20 protein-coding genes, 1 other RNA gene and 1 pseudogene are annotated in these 21,104 nt (G+C 29.9%); 14 read left to right on the forward strand and 8 right to left on the reverse strand.

Annotated elements, in window-relative coordinates:
• Positions 1 to 2,621, reverse strand: a pseudogene (locus Q4512_RS13580) (hypothetical protein); the annotation flags it as partial.
• A gap of 10 nt (positions 2,622 to 2,631) precedes the next feature.
• Positions 2,632 to 3,114: a hypothetical protein gene (locus tag Q4512_RS13585; protein ID WP_303425638.1), complete on the reverse strand. Its 483-nt coding sequence runs from the start codon at positions 3,112 to 3,114 to the stop codon at positions 2,632 to 2,634.
• Between the two features lie 352 nt (positions 3,115 to 3,466).
• Between Q4512_RS13585 and Q4512_RS13590 the strand changes: the two genes are divergently transcribed.
• The 5 genes from Q4512_RS13590 to Q4512_RS13610 all read left to right on the forward strand — a co-directional run bounded on the left by Q4512_RS13590 (position 3,467) and on the right by Q4512_RS13610 (position 8,270).
• Complete coding sequence (locus tag Q4512_RS13590) at positions 3,467 to 3,952, forward strand: histidine phosphatase family protein (protein ID WP_303425640.1); 486 nt, start codon at positions 3,467 to 3,469, stop codon at positions 3,950 to 3,952.
• A gap of 72 nt (positions 3,953 to 4,024) precedes the next feature.
• Positions 4,025 to 6,082 (forward strand): polyphosphate kinase 1, encoded by a 2,058-nt coding sequence (gene ppk1 / locus Q4512_RS13595; protein ID WP_303425642.1) that lies wholly within the window; start codon positions 4,025 to 4,027, stop codon positions 6,080 to 6,082.
• The gene (locus Q4512_RS13600; RefSeq protein WP_303425643.1) at positions 6,083 to 6,988 is read left to right on the forward strand and encodes a Ppx/GppA phosphatase family protein; all 906 of its coding nucleotides are present in this window, start codon (positions 6,083 to 6,085) and stop codon (positions 6,986 to 6,988) included.
• Between the two features lie 113 nt (positions 6,989 to 7,101).
• Positions 7,102 to 7,680, forward strand: a complete 579-nt coding sequence (locus Q4512_RS13605) for a porin family protein (protein WP_303425645.1) — start codon at positions 7,102 to 7,104, stop codon at positions 7,678 to 7,680.
• A gap of 62 nt (positions 7,681 to 7,742) precedes the next feature.
• The gene (locus Q4512_RS13610) at positions 7,743 to 8,270 is read left to right on the forward strand and encodes a porin family protein (RefSeq protein ID WP_303425646.1); all 528 of its coding nucleotides are present in this window, start codon (positions 7,743 to 7,745) and stop codon (positions 8,268 to 8,270) included.
• Between the two features lie 57 nt (positions 8,271 to 8,327).
• Here Q4512_RS13610 and Q4512_RS13615 read toward each other — a convergent pair whose 3' ends face one another.
• The 3 genes from Q4512_RS13615 to dnaX are packed head-to-tail and all read right to left on the reverse strand — an operon-like array spanning position 8,328 to position 11,185.
• Positions 8,328 to 8,909 carry a tRNA-(ms[2]io[6]A)-hydroxylase gene (locus Q4512_RS13615; protein ID WP_303425648.1) on the reverse strand — a complete coding sequence of 194 codons (582 nt, stop codon included), beginning with the start codon at positions 8,907 to 8,909 and terminating at the stop codon, positions 8,328 to 8,330.
• A 1-nt stretch (position 8,910) separates the two neighbouring features.
• Entirely contained in the window at positions 8,911 to 9,465 is a 555-nt protein-coding gene (locus Q4512_RS13620) for a hypothetical protein (protein WP_303425650.1), read from the reverse strand.
• The gene (dnaX, locus tag Q4512_RS13625) at positions 9,458 to 11,185 is read right to left on the reverse strand and encodes a DNA polymerase III subunit gamma/tau (protein ID WP_303425652.1); all 1,728 of its coding nucleotides are present in this window, start codon (positions 11,183 to 11,185) and stop codon (positions 9,458 to 9,460) included. Before dnaX ends, Q4512_RS13620 begins: the two co-directional genes overlap by 8 nt.
• Positions 11,186 to 11,391: 206 nt before the next feature.
• On the opposite strand from dnaX, the gene rnpB reads away from it, so the two are divergent.
• Positions 11,392 to 11,699, forward strand: an RNA gene (gene rnpB, locus Q4512_RS13630) — RNase P RNA component class A.
• Positions 11,700 to 11,895: 196 nt separating this feature from the next.
• Here the strand turns inward: rnpB and rsmD are convergent.
• From rsmD to Q4512_RS13645, 3 genes are read right to left on the reverse strand one after another with little or no spacing between them, the layout of a single operon-like run.
• Entirely contained in the window at positions 11,896 to 12,444 is a 549-nt protein-coding gene (rsmD, locus tag Q4512_RS13635) for a 16S rRNA (guanine(966)-N(2))-methyltransferase RsmD (RefSeq protein WP_303425653.1), read from the reverse strand.
• Positions 12,444 to 13,259: a DUF3822 family protein gene (locus Q4512_RS13640; RefSeq protein WP_303425655.1), complete on the reverse strand. Its 816-nt coding sequence runs from the start codon at positions 13,257 to 13,259 to the stop codon at positions 12,444 to 12,446. Before Q4512_RS13640 ends, rsmD begins: the two co-directional genes overlap by 1 nt.
• Positions 13,243 to 13,980, reverse strand: a complete 738-nt coding sequence (locus Q4512_RS13645) for a hypothetical protein (protein WP_303425656.1) — start codon at positions 13,978 to 13,980, stop codon at positions 13,243 to 13,245. The genes Q4512_RS13640 and Q4512_RS13645 overlap by 17 nt, the downstream gene beginning before the upstream one ends.
• A 125-nt stretch (positions 13,981 to 14,105) precedes the next feature.
• Here Q4512_RS13645 and Q4512_RS13650 point away from each other — a divergent pair, with 125 nt between their 5' ends.
• The 8 genes from Q4512_RS13650 (at position 14,106) to Q4512_RS13685 (ending at position 20,666) form a co-directional block, all read left to right on the forward strand.
• Positions 14,106 to 15,536, forward strand: coding sequence for an ATP-dependent RecD-like DNA helicase (locus tag Q4512_RS13650; RefSeq protein ID WP_303425657.1), 1,431 nt, complete (start codon positions 14,106 to 14,108; stop codon positions 15,534 to 15,536).
• 108 nt (positions 15,537 to 15,644) lie between these two features.
• Positions 15,645 to 16,211, forward strand: a complete 567-nt coding sequence (locus tag Q4512_RS13655; RefSeq protein ID WP_303425659.1) for a DUF4126 domain-containing protein — start codon at positions 15,645 to 15,647, stop codon at positions 16,209 to 16,211.
• Between the two features lie 49 nt (positions 16,212 to 16,260).
• Complete coding sequence (locus tag Q4512_RS13660) at positions 16,261 to 16,890, forward strand: hypothetical protein (protein WP_303425661.1); 630 nt, start codon at positions 16,261 to 16,263, stop codon at positions 16,888 to 16,890.
• A gap of 4 nt (positions 16,891 to 16,894) precedes the next feature.
• A complete protein-coding gene (gene kdsB, locus Q4512_RS13665) occupies positions 16,895 to 17,623 on the forward strand; it encodes a 3-deoxy-manno-octulosonate cytidylyltransferase (protein ID WP_303425662.1) in 729 nt (242 codons plus the stop codon).
• A 31-nt stretch (positions 17,624 to 17,654) separates the two neighbouring features.
• Positions 17,655 to 18,359 (forward strand): HAD family hydrolase, encoded by a 705-nt coding sequence (locus tag Q4512_RS13670; RefSeq protein WP_303425664.1) that lies wholly within the window; start codon positions 17,655 to 17,657, stop codon positions 18,357 to 18,359.
• Between the two features lies 1 nt (position 18,360).
• Entirely contained in the window at positions 18,361 to 18,978 is a 618-nt protein-coding gene (locus tag Q4512_RS13675) for a CatA-like O-acetyltransferase (protein WP_303425666.1), read from the forward strand.
• A 46-nt stretch (positions 18,979 to 19,024) separates the two neighbouring features.
• Positions 19,025 to 20,107, forward strand: coding sequence for an iron-containing alcohol dehydrogenase family protein (locus Q4512_RS13680; RefSeq protein WP_303425668.1), 1,083 nt, complete (start codon positions 19,025 to 19,027; stop codon positions 20,105 to 20,107).
• Between the two features lie 46 nt (positions 20,108 to 20,153).
• Complete coding sequence (locus Q4512_RS13685; protein WP_303425669.1) at positions 20,154 to 20,666, forward strand: 1-acyl-sn-glycerol-3-phosphate acyltransferase; 513 nt, start codon at positions 20,154 to 20,156, stop codon at positions 20,664 to 20,666.
• The last annotated feature ends 438 nt before the right edge of the window (positions 20,667 to 21,104 follow it).

Raw genomic sequence — 21,104 nt, forward strand, 5'->3', positions numbered from 1 at the left:
CAAGATTGTAGTGCAAGTATGTTTGCAGCATTCCAATCGTTAGCAATGGTTTCATTATCTGTTCCATTACATTCTATGGTTTCATCTACAACCGTACAAGCAGTAAGGTCTGGACCGATAGAATCTTCAAGGGTAAGTGTCGCAGTAATAGATGCTTCGTTTCCACAATCATCTGATCCTGTATATATAACTTCAATACTACCACCCGAACCGCAAGTAGAAACAAGATTTGAAAAATTATAATTGGAAACAACAGTATAGGTAGCAGTAGCATTGCAATCATCGACAGGACAAGTTTGTAACGCTAAAATGTTTGCAGCATTCCAATCGTTAGCAATGGTTTCATTATCTGTACCATTACATTCTAAAGTTTCATCTGTAATAGAACAATTTGATAAGTCTGGTCCAATAGAATCTTCTAGTGTAAGTGTCGCAGTAATTGATGCTTCATTTCCACAATCATCTGATCCTGTATATATAACTTCGATCGTACCACCAGCACCACAAGTAGAAACAAGGTTGTTAAAATTATAATTAGAAACGATAGTATATGTTGCAGAAATATTACAATCATCAATTGGACAAGTTTGTAACGCTAAAATATTAGCAGCATTCCAATCGTTAGCAATGGTTTCATTATCTGTTCCATTACATTCTAAAGTTTCATCTGTAACAGAGCAATTGGAAAGATCTGGGGGTGTAGTATCTTCTATTGTAAGCAAAGCAGAAGTTGTAGTAGTATTTCCACAAGTATCTGTAGCAGTAAAAGTTACAGTTGTAGATCCAGCTGCACCACATTGGTTATCTGATAATCCAGTGTAATCATTAGTCCAATTTATTACACAATCACCAACAACACTGGCACCACCAGCTGTGGTTAACCAATCATTTACTTCTGTTGTATTCCCTGAGCCATCACATTCTACAGTAAGATTTGAAGCTGCGCTATCGATTTCTAAAGAAGGAATAACAGTTATTATAATTGGTTCTGTGATTGGGTAAGCTACACATGGAGCATCTTGATAACCACTATTAAATTTTATAAAAAATGGGCTATTAGAAACCGCACCAGTACCTGTCATTAATGCACTTGATAAGGAAATTATCGGGCTACAGTTAGGTGGGTTAAAAGCTTCACAGTTCGTAGAAGCTTCTATATCAAAAGATAGAGTAGCTAGTACATCACTAATATTATTTGCTTCCGGTAAATCTCCAAATTCCCATATAATACCTCCATTAGTACCAAAAGCGGCATCATAATAAGGTACAGCAGAAGTGCTTGCTGGAGCATTTACTTGGTATTGAATACTTCCAGGATTAAAAACACCAGTTTCTGGAATTGGTATTTGTATTAAAAAATCTTCTAATGCTTCATTACCATTATTATGAATATCAATGTCAAATTGTACTGTTTCTCCAGGATTAATAGTATAAGGTTCAGTAACTGAATTGTCGCCGTTTATATTATTTATAGCTACTTGGCCATCAATAGAAGGAACAAATGCATCAATAGCCATTGCAATATTAAAAATGATATAAGTATCTTGAATGGATCCATATCTAAAGCTAGTATTAGTTGCTCCATTATCAATAATATCATTGTTGGTATTGTCAATATAAAACATACTAATATCTAAACCAGTATTGTTTGTTAAGTTTGGATTTCTAGCATTACCTCCAGTTTCTATAGAAGAATTAAAAAAGTTTCCGGTAGAATTTCCGGAATGAGATAAAGGAGTCCATTCATCAATAGCAGGGATTATACTCGTATCTATAACACCATCGTCATCTTTATCTTCCCAGATTTCTAAATAATCTCCAGCAATTCCTCGATCACCTTCCCCAGCAATTAATCCTAGTTTTACATTTACAGGGCCGTTTTGTATTGCATTGAAACCGCTAACATCTAAAGTATTACTAGCTATTCCACCAACTACATATGCATACCCATCAAAAACAGTAATATCTCTCCATTCCATTAAATCATTGTCGTAAACAACAACCATTGCCCAACCACCATAATAACCTGTTCCACCACCATTACCAGTACCTACTTCTACATTTCCAGTAAAATACTCACCAGTACCATTTGCGATAACTATATCTGTTACTTCAGCATAAGCAGCATACATATTACCATCTCCAGGATAATATATATCATTAACATCTGCTACAATATCTTGATAACTTGTTTGACTTGCATGTCTAAACTTTACACTTCTTTTTGCAAGAGATACATTTGAATTATTTGTTCTACCAGTCCAATATAAACCTGCATAAATAATATTAGAACATTCTGGTATAGCACCATTTTCTGTACTAAAATTTAACGTTGCAGAGGAAGAGTTTGTTGTCTCTGGAAAACTAACTCCATCTACATCTACTTCAACCATAGTATTATTACCATTTTGAGTATTTACACCATAATTTTGTAATGTTAAATTGGTATTTCCAATTAATGTAAAATCTCCTTTTATACTATAAAGAGTTTGACCAGGAGTAGCTGCTGCAGTTCTTTGGGTAAAAGGGACTCTAACTTGACTGTAAATATTATTTAAACTAAAAAAGCATAGACATAAAATGACTACTACTTTTAAAAATGAATTAGTATATGTTTTCATAGTCTATGTTTTAAGAAGCTAATTGTTTCGTGTAATATTGTTTTACTGTAACTGGTAAACAATTAAACTTTTGTAATTCACTATTATTTTTAATATCTATTTGATATCTATAGTAGATGTACTTTAGGTTATCAAATTGTTTAAGTTTAGAGCAGTCTATTGCTTCTAAATTTAAATTTGGTTTTAAAATATCTATGATTATCATTTCTACAGAACTGGAGAAATTTAAGGATGTATTTAATTTATCAATATTACTACTTGTAACTCGAATTAACTTAATACTATTTTCGGTATTGTAAGTCTTTGTTTCATTTTGCTCTAAGTAAGCAACACCAACTTCTGCTTCAGTAGCTAAGTATTTAAATCCTTCTAGAGAATTACTTTTCATATATTGACTATTCATAAAATCAGAATAATCAAGTTTAACTAATTCTTGTGCGAAACCAAATTGTGATATTAGGCATACCACAAATAATAAGATTACTTTTCTCATAATTATATAAATCTTAAATTTTTAACTAATAAAAATTACTTTATTGTTCAATACCGTTTTTGACACAAAAATAGTATAAAAGTCACTTTTATAAATTAAAATAATTATATTTTAAAAATAAACCAAAATGTAAAGTAAGACGTTAATCTTTAGAGAGGGAAGTACATTATTTTAAATGTGTTTAGATTAAGTTTAATTATTAAATTTGGGTTATTAATTAATAGCTTATGTAACAAATTAATAGCGATTTTAGTTTTCCATCAAATAAAAGTGCTAAGTAACTCAAAAATTCGACAAAAGGAATAGCGATTACATTTAATCGTTAAAATATCATAATTTAACGAATAGAAAAATGAAAAAAATCACAATAATTAGACATGCAAAATCCTCCTGGGAACACCAAGTGATAGATTTTGAGAGACCGTTGAAAAAGAGAGGGTTAGAAGATGCTTTTTTAGTTTCAACACATTTAGATAATCAAATTATAAAACCAGATTTAATTGTTTCAAGTGATGCAAATAGAGCTAGAACGACTGCAGAGATTTTTATTAAAACACTAAATTTTCAACACATTGATTTTCAAACAAATAGTAAATTGTATGATTTTTCTGGAAATGATTTAATTCAAGTCATAAAAAACTATGATAATCGTATTAATCATTTAATGGTTTTTGGTCATAATTTTGCTATCACATCTTTTGTAAACACCTATGGTTCTGTTATATATGATAACGTACCAACTAGCGGTTTAGTTAGTATAGATTTTAATATAGATAAATGGAAGCATTTAGTACCTGGAAAAACGGTATTAAAAATTTTTCCGAAGGATTTAAAATAACTTAAATCTATATCTTTTTTGAACTAAAAAAAGTATTAATTAATTTATATTTGTTTAAGAAAACACTACTAAATGACTAAAGCAGAAAAATTAAATAACATATATATTAATAGAGAAGTTAGCTGGTTACAGTTTAATGCTAGAGTTTTACAAGAGGCAGAAGATGAGGATGTTCCGTTAATTGAAAGGTTACGTTTTTTAGGGATTTTTTCTAATAATTTAGATGAATTTTTTAAAGTAAGATACGCCACAGTAAAACGTATTGTTGAAGCTGGAAAAGGAGGTAAAAGCGAACTAGGAGGAATAAAAGCTAATGATTTATTAGAAAAAATAACACAAATAGTTATTAAACAACAAAGTGAAAGCTTAAAGATTTTACAGGTTATTCAAAAGAAGTTAGAATCTGAAAATATTTTCATAATTAAGGAAAATCAAATAAATAAAGAGCAACATCAATTTATTAAAAATTACTTTCTTCAAAAAGTAAGTCCAGCATTAGTAACTATCGTACTTAACGAGTTTGTAAAACTTCCAAACCTTAAAGATAGTGCGGCTTATTTAGCAGTAAATATGATGCTTAATAATAATGAAAATCAGTATGCACTAATTGAAATATCTAAAGCAATGAATAGGTTTGTTGTTTTGCCTAAACAAGATGACAAAAACTATATTATTATGGTAGACGATTTACTTCGTTATTGTTTGGATGATATTTTTAACATATTTGATTACAAAAGTATTTCTGCTCATATGATTAAAATCACCAGAGATGGTGAATTAGATTTTGAAAGTGATTTAAGTAAAAGTTTTATTGAAAAAATATCAGACAGTGTAAAAGACAGACAAATTGGAGATCCAGTTCGTTTTGTATATGATAAAACAATAGACAAAACAACGCTTCAATATTTCATGACAAAAATGGATATTGAAAATACAGATAGTATTATTCCAGGTGGAAGATATCATAACAGAAGAGACTATATGAGCTTTCCTAGTTTAGGAAGAACCGATTTACTCTACAACAAAATTGAAGCTTTACCAATAAAAGGTTTAAGTCTTGAAAAAAGTATATTTAGCGAAATAGCAAAAAAAGATTATTTGCTATATGCACCTTATCACACCTTTTCATATATCGTTAAATTTTTACGGGAAGCTGCTTTAGATCCTTCTGTTAAAAGTATTAAAATAACGATCTATCGATTAGCGCAAATATCGCATGTAGCAAGCTCACTAATTAATGCTGCAAAAAACGGCAAAAAAGTTACGGTATCTATAGAAATTAGAGCCAGGTTTGATGAACAAGCGAATATAGATTATGCCGAACAAATGCAACAAGAAGGCATCCATCTATTGTTTGGAGTTCCTGGTTTAAAAGTGCATAGTAAAATGTGTGTGGTAGAGCGCGAAGAAAACAATAAAAATGTGCGTTACGGATTTATTAGTACAGGTAATTTTAACGAATCTACAGCAAGAATATATACCGATTATACCCTTTTTACTTCCAACCAAAAAATATTAAAAGACATCAATAAAGTGTTTAGTTTTTTCGATACGAATTATCGTGTTTTTAGATACAAACATATTATTAAATCACCACATTATACCAAGTCGGCATTTTTTAAATTAATTAATCAAGAAATAGAAAATGTAAAAGCAGGTAAACCAGCATATATTAAGCTTAAAATGAATAGCATGTCTAGCTATAAAATGATAGATAAACTATACGAAGCTAGTCGAGCTGGTGTGAAAATTCAATTAATAATTAGAGGTCTTTGCTGTTTAATTCCTGGTAAAAAAGGAATGAGTGAAAACATAGAAGCTATTAGTATAATTGATAAGTTTTTAGAACATACAAGACTCTTCGTTTTCTGTAATAATAACAATCCTAAAGTTTATATTTCTTCTGCAGATTGGATGACAAGAAATATAGAAAATAGAGTAGAAGTAAGCTGTCCTATATATGATGAAGAAATTAAACAGGAATTAATAGACACCTATAATATTTGCTGGAATGATAATGTGAAAGCAAGAATATTAAACGCAAGTCAAAATAATAAATATAAACGTAATGATAAACCAAAGGTTAGAACACAATTTGAGACCTATAATTATTACCTAAATAGACAATAAATGTTATCTATAAAAAAATACGCAGCTATAGATATTGGATCAAATGCTGTAAGACTATTAATAGCAAATATTATAGAAGAAAAAGGGAAAGCGCCTCGATTTAAAAAAAGTTCGTTAGTACGTGTGCCAATTCGTTTAGGAGCAGATGTTTTTGTAAAACAAAAAATATCAAAAGAAAACACTAAAAGAATGCTAGATACTATGCTAGCTTTTAAATTATTAATGCAATCGCATAAAGTAGAAAAGTATAAAGCATGTGCAACATCTGCTATGCGTGAAGCAGTAAATGGAGAAAAAACTGCAGCACTTATTTTAGAACAAACGCAATTAAAAATAGATATTATTGATGGTGAAGAAGAAGCTGCAATTATTGCTGCAACAGATTTACATGCATTTATAGATAAAAATAAAACCTACTTATATGTAGATGTTGGTGGAGGAAGTACAGAATTTACAGTTATAAGAAACGGGGAATCTGTTACCTCAAGGTCCTTTAAAATTGGAACCGTTAGATTGCTAAACGATATAGTTAAAAAAGAAACCTGGTACGAGTTGGAGCAATGGATAAAGGAAAAAACGTCTATTTACGATAAAATAGATGTCATTGGTTCTGGTGGGAACATTAACAAAATATTTAAAATTTCTGGTAAGGCATTTGGTAAACCGTTAACCTATTTTTATTTAACAAGCTACTATAATATGTTGCAAACGTATTCTTATGAAGAACGTATAACAGAACTAAATTTAAATCAAGATAGAGCAGATGTAATTATTCCAGCAACAAGAATATATTTATCTGCAATGAAATGGAGTGGGGCAAAAGACTTATATGTACCTAAAATTGGTTTAGCAGATGGTATTATAAAGAGTATGTATTACGATACTGTTTCAAGTAATATACAGTAAAAATTTGCTTTTTATCTTTTATATGACTGAAATTTAGGAATTTAATTTATATTTATCCACCTTATATAAACATCACTTATAAATTTTGTGTGTATTATAAAACAAAATTTAAAATGAATAACAAACCATTTTTAACCTTAATCAATACTTTTATTAAGATGAAAAAAACAATACTATTTATAACCCTTTTATGCAGTTCTTTTTACGGTTTTTCACAAGAAAAAGATGTGCTTTATGGTGTTAGAGGAGGACTAAATATTTCTAATTTAGATTTTGATCCTGCTCCAGAATTTACAAACCAACACAGAAATGGTTTTGCTTTTGGATTTTTTGGAGAGTTTGATTTAAGTGATACAATTGCATTGATGCCAGAACTTCAATTTTCTGCTGAAGGTGCTAAAGAAAAATCGTTACGTATTGACTATATTCAAGCACCAATTCTTTTTAAATATAGAATTACAGATAAAATTTCGGCAGGTGCAGGACCTTTAGTAGGTGTGAAAATTCATGAAGAAAATGATGGGTTTAAAAACTTTGCGCTTTCTGGAATTATAGGAGGAGAATATATGATTACAAGCGAAATATTTGTAGATCTAAGATATAGTTATGGTTTTACTAATAAAATTGATAAAGAATCTGATTATAAGGTGAGACAAACAAATATTCAATTTGGAGTAGGGTATAAAATCTAGTTTTATTCTTTTAGAAACTTTTTTATTATTACTTTAGTCTTTTAATTTATAATTTATAAACAATGAGAAAAAATTTACTATTAATAGCTTTTTTATTTACTGGTTTTTTAATGCAAGCACAAGATGTTACTTCTGGTGTTCGTGTAGCAGTAAACATTTCTAATTTAGATTTTGAACCAGATCCAACTTTTGATAATACACATAGAAATGGTTTGGCTATTGGTGCTTTTGTAGACTATGCTTTTTCTGAAAAAATATCGGTTATGCCAGAATTAATGTATTCTGCAGAAGGAGGAAAAGACAGAAGTTTAAGAGCTAATTATATACAATTGCCTATTACTTTACGTTATCATATTGGTCAATTATCTATTGGAGTTGGACCGCAAGCAAATTTAAAAATTTGGGATTATGAAGATGGTTATAAAACTTTTACTTTTTCTGGAGTAGGAGGATTACAATATGATTTATTTGAAAATTTCTTTATAGATGCTAGATTTAGCTATGGATTTGGTAATATTTTAGATGATAATGAAGCAAATTTGGAAGCTAAAAATTCAACCATTCAATTAGGTATTGGTTTAAAAATATAAGTAGTTAATACATCCTATAAAAAAAGCCTTCAAGAACTATCTTGAAGGCTTTTTTAGTTAACCATGTATACTTTCGCTTTTACTTAAATCTTTCATTATTTCTGCTTCATAATCTAATAAGCTTTGCCATTTTTCATCTACTTCTTTTCGGTTTCCGTATTGCCTTGCAAAGCCTAGAAACATGGTATAATGATTTGCTTCACTAACCATTAAGTTTTTATAAAAAGTAGCTAGTTTTTTATCTTCTAACGCTTCCGAAAGTAATCGAAAACGTTCACAGCTTCTTGCTTCAATTAAAGCTGCATAAAGTAACCTATGCACTAATTGTGTTGTTCTGCTTCCTCCTTTAGGAAAGAACTTTAATAGCGCTATTACGTATTCATCTTTTCTATCTCTACCAAGTGTCCAGCCTTTTTCAAGAATAATATCATGTACCATTTTAAAATGGCTAATTTCTTCTTTTACCAAAGCAACCATTTCTTGTACAAGTTCTGTGTACTCTGGAAAACTTACAATTAATGAAATTGCTGTACTTGTTGCTTTTTGCTCACAAAAAGCATGGTCTGTAAGAATATCTTCTATATTCTTTTCTACAATATTTACCCAACGCGGATCTGTTGGTAGTTTTAATCCTAGCATATTATTTTACTTCTTCAACTATTAAACCTTCTTCATGAAAGTTAAATCGAAACAACCTGTTTTTTTTAGATTTTGGATTTACATATTTTAAAACAAGAATAGGAAATCCATCTTCTTGATCTAGGTTTTCTAACCAAAAATCGGAAACCAAATAGGTTGTAGTTTCGTCTTTATTTAATATTTTGTTTTCTAATAAAAAAGCTTTGTCAATAGTATTATTAAAAATTTCTTTATTGTCTTTAGATACTTTTATATCAATTAAAATATCTCTATAATAAGTTTTTAAATCTGCACTATCTTTAATAATAAGACCACTTTCCATACTAGAGTAAAATTTAGTATGTATTTGGTAACCATTACTAAATAACGTGTCTGTAACGTTTTCAAAATACGTTTCTGGAACAATAGTAATAGCTCCAGAAAAAGTATCCAATACTTTGTTTTCAATTAAATCTTGTTGTGCAGTTCTGTGTTTTTTGTCACGGCCATCACAACTAAAAAGTAGAATGATAACTAGTAAAAAGAGTAGTGGAAGGTATTTTTTTAAACTAGACATCTAAATCAAATGTTTTTCTAAGCAATTCCATATTAGGGTTTTTCTCCATTAACTTTTCAAATTTATCTTTAGAAGTGTATGCGTATTTTTTCTCCAATTGTTCGTTTACAGTAACTTCTAAATGAATATCATAATTGTTAAGTTTCTTCCTAATAAAACCTAAAAGTGGATATTGTTGTCTTTCTACTTCCACTTTATTAGTAGCATTTGGATATTCTACATGAATGGTATTTCCAGAAATTTTTGGTTTGTCTATAGATAAAATAGAAGCGAGATTATATTGTCCGTTTTCTTCTATTTTTTTAACAAAAGCATACCAAGCTTCAATAGCTGCTTCTTCTGTAAATGCGTCTGATGGTAAGTCTTCTTCATCAAGAACAACTTCCATTTGTTTAATTTGATGCTCTTTTTTAAGTCTAATACTACGTAATGATAAACCAGAAGATGATTTTTTTTGAGAATTTAAATCAATTTTTGGTGTTTGTGTAATACTAGTTTTTTTAGCAATAGGCTTTGAAGTATTGGTGGATACCGCTTTGTTTTCTTCTTTCTTAGGAAGGCTTTTTTCTTCCGCTTTGGGTCTTTGTACAGGAATTGGAGTAATTCCTTTTTTTATAAAGTAGGAAGCTGGAATTATGTAGTTTTTGCTATTTTTTTTTTCTCCATCGAAAGTGATAGAGGCAAGCTGCATTAAAGTTAGTTCAACGAGTAATCGTTGATTTTTACTGCTTTTATATTTTAAGTCACAATCATTAGCGAGTTCAATTCCTTTTAGCAAAAAAGCTAGTGAAGCTTTTTTACTTTGCGCTATATATTTTGCTTTAGTTTGTTCTCCAACTTCGAGAAGTTCTATGGTTTGTTCATTTTTACAAACCATTAAATCTCTAAAGTGACTTGCTAATCCAGCGATATAATGATGTCCATCAAAGCCTTTAGATAAAGTGGTATTAAATTGAATTAGTAATTCTGGTATTTTATTTTCTAATATAAAATCGGTACTTGTAAAGTAGGTCTCATAATCTAAAACATTTAGATTTTCAGTAACAGCTTGACGTGTTAAATTTTTTCCTGAGAAACTAACTACACGATCAAAAATAGAAAGTGCATCACGCATTGCTCCATCTGCTTTTTGAGCAATAATATGAAGCGCATCATCTTCGGCTTCTACTCCCTGTTCTTTAGCGATGTACTTTAAATAATTTTTTGCGTCTTTAACGGTAATCCTTTTAAAATCGAAAATTTGACAACGTGAAAGAATAGTTGGAATTATTTTGTGCTTTTCGGTAGTTGCAAGAATAAATATGCAATGTTTTGGCGGTTCTTCTAAAGTCTTTAAAAAAGCATTAAAAGCAGCTTGAGAGAGCATATGTACCTCGTCAATAATATATACTTTATATTTACCAACTTGTGGTGGAATACGAACTTGATCTGTTAAATTTCGAATATCATCTACAGAGTTGTTAGATGCAGCATCTAGTTCAAATATATTAAAAGCAAAATCTTCATCTTCCTTTTCTGTACCATCACTATTTATCATTTTAGCAAGAATACGAGCACATGTTGTTTTACCAACACCACGAGGACCTGTAAATAATAATGCTTGTGCTAAGTGATTGTTATCTATTGCATTTAGTAAGGTATTTGTAATAGCTTGTTGCCCAACAACGTCTTTAAACGTTTGTGGTCTGTATTTTCTAGCAGATACTACAAAGTGTTCCAATTTGTTTTTACGTGTTTTAGCATCTTTACATGCTAGTTAATGAATAGAATAACAAAGTTAAAAATTAAGCGTAAAATATAGAATAATGAATGCGAATTTTAATAGGAGTTATTAACAATTTATTTCGTTAAATGAGGGAATCTTGTGTATTCCTTTTTTGATCTTTATTAGTTGTATTTTATAAAATTTCTATTGTAACTTTGCAACAAGTATTTCGCCTTATCGCTGTCCCGATAAATCGGGATGGAGGAAAGTCCGAACACCATAGTGTAACATAGTGGTTAACAGCCACCAGTCGTGAGATTAGGAAAAGTGCAACAGAAAGTATGTACAGGTAATGCTGTAGTGAAACCAGGTAAACTCTATGTGGTGCAATGTCATGTAAACTAATGCTTGAGCGTACACGCGCGATGTTAGAGGGTAGGCAGCTAAAGTGTATTGGTAACAATACACGTAGATAAATGATAAGGACTCTTTTAGAGTACAAAATTCGGCTTATAGATTTACTTTATCTAACAAGCCCTTTGCTTTGTGCAAAGGGCTATGTTTTTTGCTATAAAATCAACTCTTCCTTGAGAGGAATTATTGTTATTTCTTTGGCTTATTTAATTAGGATACTTCTAAGGTAATAAAAAAAAAAGAATATAAAAACATACGCATAGTAATAGGCGTATTAATACGTAGGAAAAGTAAATACTTTTTAAATAAATTTACTCGTTTTCTGCTATTTCAAAAAAGCTAAACATATTCCCTCCATAGCCTTTAGAGTGTGAGTAGTTAGCTAGGTGAGAAATATCTGTATGTTTAGAGTGTTCTATAATAAGTAATCCTTCTTGTTCTAATAAGTTATTTTGAAAAATTAGTTCTGGTATTTTAGAAAACTTTTCAACTGGAAAATCGTAAGGAGGATCTGCAAAAATGATAGTGTGTTTGGTAGAAGATTTTTCTAAAAAGCTAAATACATCACTTTTTATGGTTTGTATTTGCATATTAAAAGCTTCAGCAGTTTCATTAATAAACTTAATACAACCATAGTTAGCATCTACACTTGTAATTTGTTCTGTTCCTCTGGAGGCAAACTCATAACTTATATTTCCACTTCCGCTAAATAAATCTAATACAGATACATCATCAAAATAATATTGGTTATTTAAAATGTTGAATAGAGATTCTTTGGCCATATCTGTTGTTGGCCTGATTGGTAATTTTTTTGGAGCAGTTATTCTTCTGCCTTTGTATTTGCCGGATATTATTCGCATTAAAAGCTATGCTTTAAAATATAATTAGAATGTTTTGTTTCTTGGTCTACGATGTAGTTGGTATTTGGTGTGCCAAATGCTATATGCCTTATGTACTTAAATGCAATGTTATAGAGTTCATTTTCTGCAACAATATTACCTAAAAATACAAGTTTTAACGTTTCAGGGTTAAGTTGTAATTGCTCTGCTGTAAAAAGAATATAGTATATAAAATCTTCTTTTGTTGTAAATGTAAATGTATTGTAAAGATCTAAGTTGCCTTGGTTGGTTACAATTATTTCAAAATGGTTATTGTTTACATGCACATACATTTTTTTATCTTGTGCATGTTTTTCTTTAAGCAAAATCTCTTCAACTAAAATAGTTGAAAAATGTTTATAGGCAAAGCTGCCAAATTTGTCGTATAAATAATTATTAATATTCATGTAAGGTACATAAACATTTACACTGTTATTTATAACAATAACGTCTTGCGCTATATAGTCTGTTTGTAGTATTTTAGAGTTAAATTTTAAATAGTCTGCAATAGCATTTTCATTAAATAAAGGCTTTGGTACTAAAGTAGAAAGTTCGTTGATGTACACAACGTTTAAAGCGTTAAAATTACTTTGTAGAGCTTGTGTGGTATTAAATATCTTTTTTAATTCGTCTAATACTTGAAAAGGGGTTTGTTTTTGACTAAAATTAAAATGTTTTAAATAAGCAATAGTGTTTGTATCTGGATGTAGTATACAAAAAGAAAGTCCATTCAAACTTATTTGAATGGACAACTCTTGGTTAATTAGTATGTTTGTTGTATTACTCGCTGTCGCCATAAGTTTTTGGCCAGTTACCACTAGTATTTATTTCTTCTAAAGATCCAACTCTAATTGCATCTCCATTAACACCATCTACAGATACTGTTTCATTTTCTTGCGCTAATAAATCTTTGTTTTGATCGGCTAAAATGATATTCTTAGATAATTTTGCTTCAAAAACAGGAATCTTGTTTTCACCTTCTTCTCCAAGTAAGCCAGATTTCATTTCAATTTTAGCTCCTTCAATAGAAGGTATGTTCATCATGGATCTATATCTATCCGAATTTTTGAATAAAGAATCTTTAACAGCTACAGTACCTAGAGTATCAATAACAGTGATATCTTTCATGGTTTCAACACCACCAAAAAGTCTAGTTCTTTCTTTATCTAAAACCGTTTCAACTCTACGTTGAGTAATTGTAAACTCTGCAGTGTCAATAAATTTAATTAGGCTTTCAAAATCTGGAGCAAAATCACCATTAACTTGTCTGTGTGCTAATTGAGAATCTCTAACATCTACCATTTTAGCAATTACTTCTGCATAACGTTTTTCTTTTACCTTATTAAATTTAATAGGCTCGTAGATAGAATTAAATGTTTGATAACCTAAAAAGGCTATTAAAGCCCAAAGAGCTATCATTAAAACTGGTCTTAACTTCGTTGGAATGAACTTATCTATAAGCCAAACTAACCCAATAGTTACAAGAATTACTGCAATTGCAATTAATATTAATTTCATAGTATGATTAATTAAATTTTAATAAAGGTCTTTCGCAAATCTACAATTTTTTTTTAATCGTTAAAACCAAAGTGCATAAAAATCATCACTATATTTGATGAAATTTTATTACACAACTATAATTAATGACCGAATCCCAATTTTATTCCCTTATAAAACAGCAGTTTCCGTTTAAAACAACAGAAAAACAAGATATCGTTTTATTACAACTTTCTGCATTTATTTTTTCTAAAAACTCAAATGCGCTTTATTTATTAAAAGGATATGCTGGGACAGGTAAAACCACCATAATAGGTACCATTGTTACCCATTTATGGCATGCTAAAAAAAGCGCTGTGTTAATGGCACCAACTGGTAGAGCTGCAAAAGTAATCTCTAATTATTCTAAAAAAACAGCATTTACTATTCATAAAAAAATATATTTTCCAAAAAAAAATAAAGGTGGTGGTGTAAATTTTGTGTTGCAACCAAATAAACATAAAAACACTATTTTTATAGTAGATGAAGCTTCTATGATTCCAGATACTCCTGGAGATTCTAAACTTTTTGAAAACGGTTCGTTACTAGATGATTTAATGCAATATGTATATTCTGGTCATCAATGTAAATTATTATTGATAGGAGATACCGCACAATTACCTCCTGTAAAATTAGATTTAAGCCCTGCATTAGATGAAAATACCTTAAGTCTTAATTATAATAAAGACGTTACTAGAATGGAATTAGACGAAGTGGTACGACAAGAACAGGATTCAGGAATATTAGAAAATGCTACTATATTACGAGAAGCTATTTCTAGCGCTTTCGCGGAAACGTTTAAATTCGACTTAAAAAACTTTAAAGATATTGTTCGTCTTGTAGATGGTTATGAAATTATGGATGCCATTAACGATTCTTATAGCAACTTAGGAAACGAAGAAACAGCTATTATTGTTCGAAGTAATAAACGGGCAAATATGTACAATCAACAAATTAGAGAACGTATTTTGTTTAATGAAAACGAGCTTTCTGCTGGTGATTATCTCATGGTTGTTAAAAATAATTACTTCTGGCTTAAACCAACAACCGAAGCAGGTTTTATTGCAAATGGCGATATTATCGAAGTCTTAGAAATATTCTCCATCCAAGAATTATATGGTTTTCGCTTCGCGGAAGTAAAAATACGTATGGTCGATTATCCAAACATGGTTCCTTTTGAAACCGTTTTACTTCTCGATACTATAACTGCCGAAACACCTTCGTTAGCTTATGAAGATTCTAACCGACTATATCAAGAAGTACAAAAAGACTTTGAAGATGAGACAAGTAACTATAAAAAATTTTTAAAGATTAAAGGAAACAAACACTTTAATGCGCTACAAGTAAAATTCTCTTATGCTATTACTTGTCATAAATCACAAGGTGGGCAATGGAATACCGTTTTTGTAGAACAACCTTATTTGCCAAATGGGATCGATAGAGATTATCTTCGTTGGCTATATACTGCAGTTACAAGAGCTAAAGAAAAATTGTACCTCATTGGTTTTAAAGATGAATTTTTTCAGGAAGTAGAATAAACTACTTAAAATCACAATTTTGATAGTATTAAAAAATAAGTTAGATTTAATTTTAATAACTAAATAAATTTTTCCCTTAGGGAAGATGTTACAAAGGGAGAAAAAGGAATGACAACAGAAACAATTTTAAGTGTTTTTTTAGGAGTAGGGCTTGCTGCTTCTGTCGGTTTTAGAGTGTTTGTACCACTATTTGCATTAAGTCTAGTAGCACATTTTAATGTTTGGGAACTTAATGATTCCTGGCAATGGGTTGGTAGTTTAACAGCAGTAATAACACTTGGTGTTGCTACTATTGTAGAAATATTTGCTTATTATATTCCATATGTAGATAATTTATTAGATTCTATAGCAATACCATTAGCAGCTATTGCAGGAACAGCAGTAATGGTATCTACAGTTGCAGATTTGAGTCCAGTTATAACATGGGCTTTAGCAATTATTGCAGGAGGAGGTACAGCGGCTGCAGTTGCTGGAACATCAAGTGTAACAAGACTTGCTTCTACTACAACTACAGCAGGTTTCGCTAACCCAGTAGTTGCTACCATAGAAACGGGTACATCTATAATAATGACCATTATTTCCATATTTATTCCTGTTTTAGCTATCCTACTTGTTCTTATTATACTTCTCGTTATTTTTAGACTTTACAAAAAGTTTAAATCTAGTAAAGCATAAAATCTATTTAAAAGTTATATTTTTGAAACACTTAATTAAATTAATATTTATGATTAAAAAAGTCACTTATCTTGTTGTTTTATGTTTCCCTTTCTTATTGTTTTCACAAACTAATGCAGTAACAGAATATGGAGATCAAGTCATTTTAATGGATGATGGAACCTGGAGTTATTTAGATGAAGAAGCAAATTTAATAGAAGAAATACCAGAAAATAATTCTATTTTCGAAAAAGATAAAAACGCTAAATTTTTATTAAAAAGTTCTGTTTTTAATATTGGTATTTGGATGAATACTAAACAGTGGAAGTTTAGCAAAGCATCCGAAAATGAGGATGCAGAATATGAATTAGCACTAAAGGGAGAAGATTTATATGGTACAGTGATTACCGAAAAAGTAGAAATACCCTTAAAAGCACTTCGCGAAATCGCAATTTCTAATGCTAAGGATGTTGCTCCAGATACAAAAATTACCGACCAAGAGTACAGAACCGTAAATGGTGTAAAAGTACTTATGCTAAAAATGAGTGGAACCATGTCTGGCATTAAATTTGCCTACTTTGGTTATTATTATTCTAACGATAAAGGAACTGTTCAAATAATACTTTTTACATCGCAAAACTTAATGGAAGAATACAATTCTAAAGTAGAAACGCTATTAAATGGATTTGTAGAACTATAAACATATGAAAATAATATCCATGATTCCTGCACGCTATAGTGCAACTCGTTTTCCAGGTAAGCTTATGCAAGACCTTAATGGCAAAACGGTTATCCTTCGTACCTATCAAGCTACTATGGCAACTAATCTATTTGATGCTGTTTTTGTTGTAACAGATAGTGAAATTATATTTAATGAAATTACAAGTAATGGCGGCAAAGCAATTATGAGTATTAAAGAACATGAATGTGGTAGCGATAGAATTGCCGAGGCAGTCCAAAATTTAGATGTAGATATCGTTGTTAATGTACAAGGGGATGAACCTTTTACTGAAGTAGATTCTTTAAAAAAGTTGATTGATGTGTTTAAAAAAGATGAAGCGAATCAAGTAGACTTAGCATCATTAATGGTGCATATTACAAATGAAGAAGAAATAAAAAACCCAAATACAGTAAAAGTAATAGTCGATCAAAGCAATTTTGCTTTATATTTTTCTCGTAGTCCAATTCCGTATCCTAGAGCAATAAATGTAGGAGCAAAGTATTATAAACACAAAGGAGTTTATGCATTTAGAAAACAAGCATTATTAGACTTTTATACATTACCAATGTTGCCTTTAGAAGCTTCTGAAAAAATTGAATGCATTCGCTATTTAGAATATGGAAAACGTATAAAAATGGTAGAAACAGATGTTGAAGGTGTAGAAATTGATACTCCAGAAGATTTAGAAAGAGCTAAAAAACTCTGGAAATAGTTAGTTATTTCATTTAAAAGAATCTAATAAATTGAATAAAGCATATCAAAATATAAAAGTAATTGGCTTTGATGCAGACGATACACTTTGGGTTAACGAAACTTATTTTCGAAACGCAGAGTTAGAATTTGCTAAGCTTTTAGGAGGTTTTGAAACAGCTAATAAAGTAGACCAAGAACTTTTTAAAATGGAAATAAAAAATCTTCCACTTTATGGTTATGGTGTTAAAGGATTTATACTATCCATGGTTGAAATGGCTTTAGAGTTATCTAACTATACCATTTCTAATACAACTATTGAAAAGATTTTAAACATTGGTAAAGAAATGCTTAATGCACCTGTAGTGTTATTAGATGGAGTAGTAGAAACATTAGAAACATTATCTAAAAAATATAGATTAATCGTTGCTACAAAAGGTGATTTATTAGATCAAGAACGAAAATTAGAAAAATCAGGCTTGCTAGATTATTTTCATCATATTGAAGTATTAAGTGACAAAAAAGAAGAAAATTATTCTAAATTATTAAAACATTTAGATATAAATCCTGCAGAATTTTTAATGATAGGAAATTCCTTAAAATCGGATATTCTACCTTTAATAAACATCAACGCTAATGCAATTCATGTACCATTTCATACTACTTGGGCACACGAACAAGTTACGGAAAAGGAAACAAAGGATAAAGCATTTAAAACCGTAAAAAACGTAAGAGAAATTTTAAATCTATTAGATTAATTTGAAAGAAATAAATTTAAAAACATGGAATAGAGAAGAACAGTTTCATCATTTTAGTAAAATGTTGGACCCTTATTTTGGTGTAACTATTCCATTCGATCTTACAAAAGCTTATCAGTTTTCTAAAGATAATGGAATTAGTTTTTTTGGTAAATATATGCACGCTTGTACGCAAGCAATCAATAGTATCGAAAATTTAAAATATAGAATTGTTGATGAAAAAGTAGTTCTTTATGATGTTATTCATGCATCAGCTACCATTATGAGAGAAGATAAAACATTTGGATTTTCATTTATCGAGTATCATGAAAATTTAGATGTTTTTCTAAAAAATTTAGAGTCTGAAAAAACAAGAATTGAATCTTCCAAAGCTTTATTTCCAAAAAGAAATGGTTTAGATTGCATACATTGTTCTGCTTTACCTTGGCTCCATTTTTCAGGACATAAAGAACCTTTTTTCGGAGAAAAAGATTCAGTACCAAAAATTGCATTTAGTAAAGTAAAAAAAGAAAGTAATATGTTAAGCATGAATGTAGCAATCTCAGTCAATCACGCACTTGTTGATGGGTATCATGTTGGATTATTTTCTGAAAAATTTCAATATTTTTTAAATCAATAGGAATAAAAACAATAGTATTTATATTTTTGTTAAACAATTATAATAAATGAGTTATAAAAATTACCCAATGGTGTCCAGAGTAGTTTATGGACGTGGAAGTTTTAACCAGTTAAACGAAATTTTATCGCCTAAACGATTAAGCGTTAAAGCACCATTTATATTTTTGGTAGATGATGTCTTTAAAGGTAAACCTTGGTTAACATCAAGAATTCCTTTATCTTATGAAGACAAGTTACTATACATCTCAGCAGAAGAAGAACCAAAAACGACACAAGTAGATGCGTTAGTAGAACAAATTATTCTCGATTATAAAGAAAGACCTTCGGGTATTATTGGAATTGGAGGCGGAACCATTTTAGATCTTGCTAAAGCCGTTGCTTTAATGCTTACAAATGAAGGGGAATCTAAAGATTATCAGGGTTGGGATATTATCAAAAATCCAGCAATTTACCATGTTGGAATACCTACTATTTCTGGTACAGGAGCCGAAGTTTCTAGAACTACTATTTTAACAGGTCCAGTTAGAAAATTAGGAATCAATAGCGATTACACTCCTTTTGATCAAGTAATACTAGATCCAGAATTAACTAAAGATGTACCAAAAGACCAATGGTTTTATACTGGAATGGATTGTTATGTGCATTGTATAGAATCCTTAAAAGGCACCTACTTAAACGCATTTAGCCAAAGTTATGGTGAAAAAGCCTTAGAACTTTGTAAGGAAATCTTTCTTGAAGATACTCTAAGTCAAAAGGATGCCGCAGATAAATTAATGATGGCTTCTTGGCATGGAGGAATGAGCATTGCATATTCCCAAGTTGGTGTTGCACATGCATTAAGTTATGGTTTAGGCTATTTATTAGGTGTAAAACATGGTGTAGGTAACTGCATCGTTTTTGAACACCTAGAAGAATATTATCCAGAGGGAGTTGCCATGTATAAAATTATGCGTAAAAAACATAATATCTCTATACCACAAGGTGTTTGCGAAGGTTTAAGCGATAAAGAATTTGACATTATGATTGATGTTGCTCTAAGTTTAGAACCACTTTGGGAAAATGCAATAGGAAAAAACTGGAAAAAAACAATTACCAGAGAAAAGCTTAAGGATTTATATCAAAAAATGTAATTTATTTATGCTTACATTCATATACAAGTTTATATACTTTAAAATTATGAAATGGAAACTTGTAGGTGAGTTTCCAAAAGATTTGAAGAAGTACGTTGTAATAGCTGTTCCTCATACTAGTTGGCATGATTTCTATATTGGTTTATTAATTAGAAGAATTGCAAATACTAAAATTAATTTTCTTGGTAAAAAAGAAATATTCATATTCCCTTTTGGTTATTATTTTAGAGCCGTTGGAGGGCATGCATTAGATAGAACACCTGGACAAAATAAAGTAGAAGCTATAGCTAAACTTTTTGAAAAAAATGACGAACTACGTCTTACTTTAGCTCCCGAAGGGACTAGAAATAAAGTAACAGAATGGAAAACAGGTTTTTATCACATAGCCAAAGCTGCAAATGTACCAATTGTGATGGTGACTTTCGATTTTGGTAAGAAACAAAATAAAATCTCCGAACCTTTTTATCCTACAGATAATCAAGAAGCAGATTTTGCATTTATGTATCAATTTTTTAAAGGCGTAAAAGGTAAAATACCTGAAAAATCTTTTAATGTTTAATGATATTTTTCTAAAACATAAGTGCATCATTATTTTTTCTCTTCACAAATGTTAACTTTTATTCCGTTATTATATTAAATATAGATTGCTTTTTTTAAGCATACTACAGACAATGTAACGTATCAATAATACCAAGTATTAAATATAAAAAACGAAACGTGTTTCAAAAAACTGTATTTTGTAATAGGCTAATTATCAAATAATTACGATTTAATTTTTGTATTATTACCGTGTTTTTGCAAGTTATAAACAATTGATTTTCAGTTGTTTAAAATTAATAAAATGTATAAATATCTGATTATTAACACGTTAATATTTGTGTTAAGCATAAATTTTATTACATTTACATTCTTCCTAACTTTTTTATAGCTGTATTTCCTAAAATACAAATTGAAAATGACTAATTTCTTTTAGTGGCATTAATTTTAAAACCATAAA

It is taken from the genome of Oceanihabitans sp. 2_MG-2023 (assembly GCF_030547245.1).
Taxonomy (GTDB): Bacteria; Bacteroidota; Bacteroidia; order Flavobacteriales; family Flavobacteriaceae; genus Oceanihabitans.

Bases quoted from the DNA above. Each gene is read 5' to 3' on its own strand.
- Q4512_RS13600 (WP_303425643.1), top strand. From the start codon at position 6,083: ATGTTATCTATAAAAAAATACGCAGCTATAGATATTGGATCAAATGCT.
- Q4512_RS13650 (WP_303425657.1), top strand. From the start codon at position 14,106: ATGACCGAATCCCAATTTTATTCCCTTATAAAACAGCAGTTTCCGTTT.
- Q4512_RS13610 (WP_303425646.1), top strand. From the start codon at position 7,743: ATGAGAAAAAATTTACTATTAATAGCTTTTTTATTTACTGGTTTTTTA.
- Q4512_RS13585 (WP_303425638.1), bottom strand. From the start codon at position 3,114: ATGAGAAAAGTAATCTTATTATTTGTGGTATGCCTAATATCACAATTT.
- Q4512_RS13655 (WP_303425659.1), top strand. From the start codon at position 15,645: ATGACAACAGAAACAATTTTAAGTGTTTTTTTAGGAGTAGGGCTTGCT.
- Q4512_RS13620 (WP_303425650.1), bottom strand. From the start codon at position 9,465: ATGTCTAGTTTAAAAAAATACCTTCCACTACTCTTTTTACTAGTTATC.
- Q4512_RS13645 (WP_303425656.1), bottom strand. From the start codon at position 13,980: ATGAAATTAATATTAATTGCAATTGCAGTAATTCTTGTAACTATTGGG.
- rsmD (WP_303425653.1), bottom strand. From the start codon at position 12,444: ATGCGAATAATATCCGGCAAATACAAAGGCAGAAGAATAACTGCTCCA.
- Q4512_RS13685 (WP_303425669.1), top strand. From the start codon at position 20,154: ATGAAATGGAAACTTGTAGGTGAGTTTCCAAAAGATTTGAAGAAGTAC.
- kdsB (WP_303425662.1), top strand. From the start codon at position 16,895: ATGAAAATAATATCCATGATTCCTGCACGCTATAGTGCAACTCGTTTT.
- ppk1 (WP_303425642.1), top strand. From the start codon at position 4,025: ATGACTAAAGCAGAAAAATTAAATAACATATATATTAATAGAGAAGTT.
- Q4512_RS13660 (WP_303425661.1), top strand. From the start codon at position 16,261: ATGATTAAAAAAGTCACTTATCTTGTTGTTTTATGTTTCCCTTTCTTA.
- Q4512_RS13590 (WP_303425640.1), top strand. From the start codon at position 3,467: ATGAAAAAAATCACAATAATTAGACATGCAAAATCCTCCTGGGAACAC.
- Q4512_RS13680 (WP_303425668.1), top strand. From the start codon at position 19,025: ATGAGTTATAAAAATTACCCAATGGTGTCCAGAGTAGTTTATGGACGT.
- Q4512_RS13640 (WP_303425655.1), bottom strand. From the start codon at position 13,259: ATGGCGACAGCGAGTAATACAACAAACATACTAATTAACCAAGAGTTG.
- Q4512_RS13615 (WP_303425648.1), bottom strand. From the start codon at position 8,909: ATGCTAGGATTAAAACTACCAACAGATCCGCGTTGGGTAAATATTGTA.
- Q4512_RS13605 (WP_303425645.1), top strand. From the start codon at position 7,102: ATGAATAACAAACCATTTTTAACCTTAATCAATACTTTTATTAAGATG.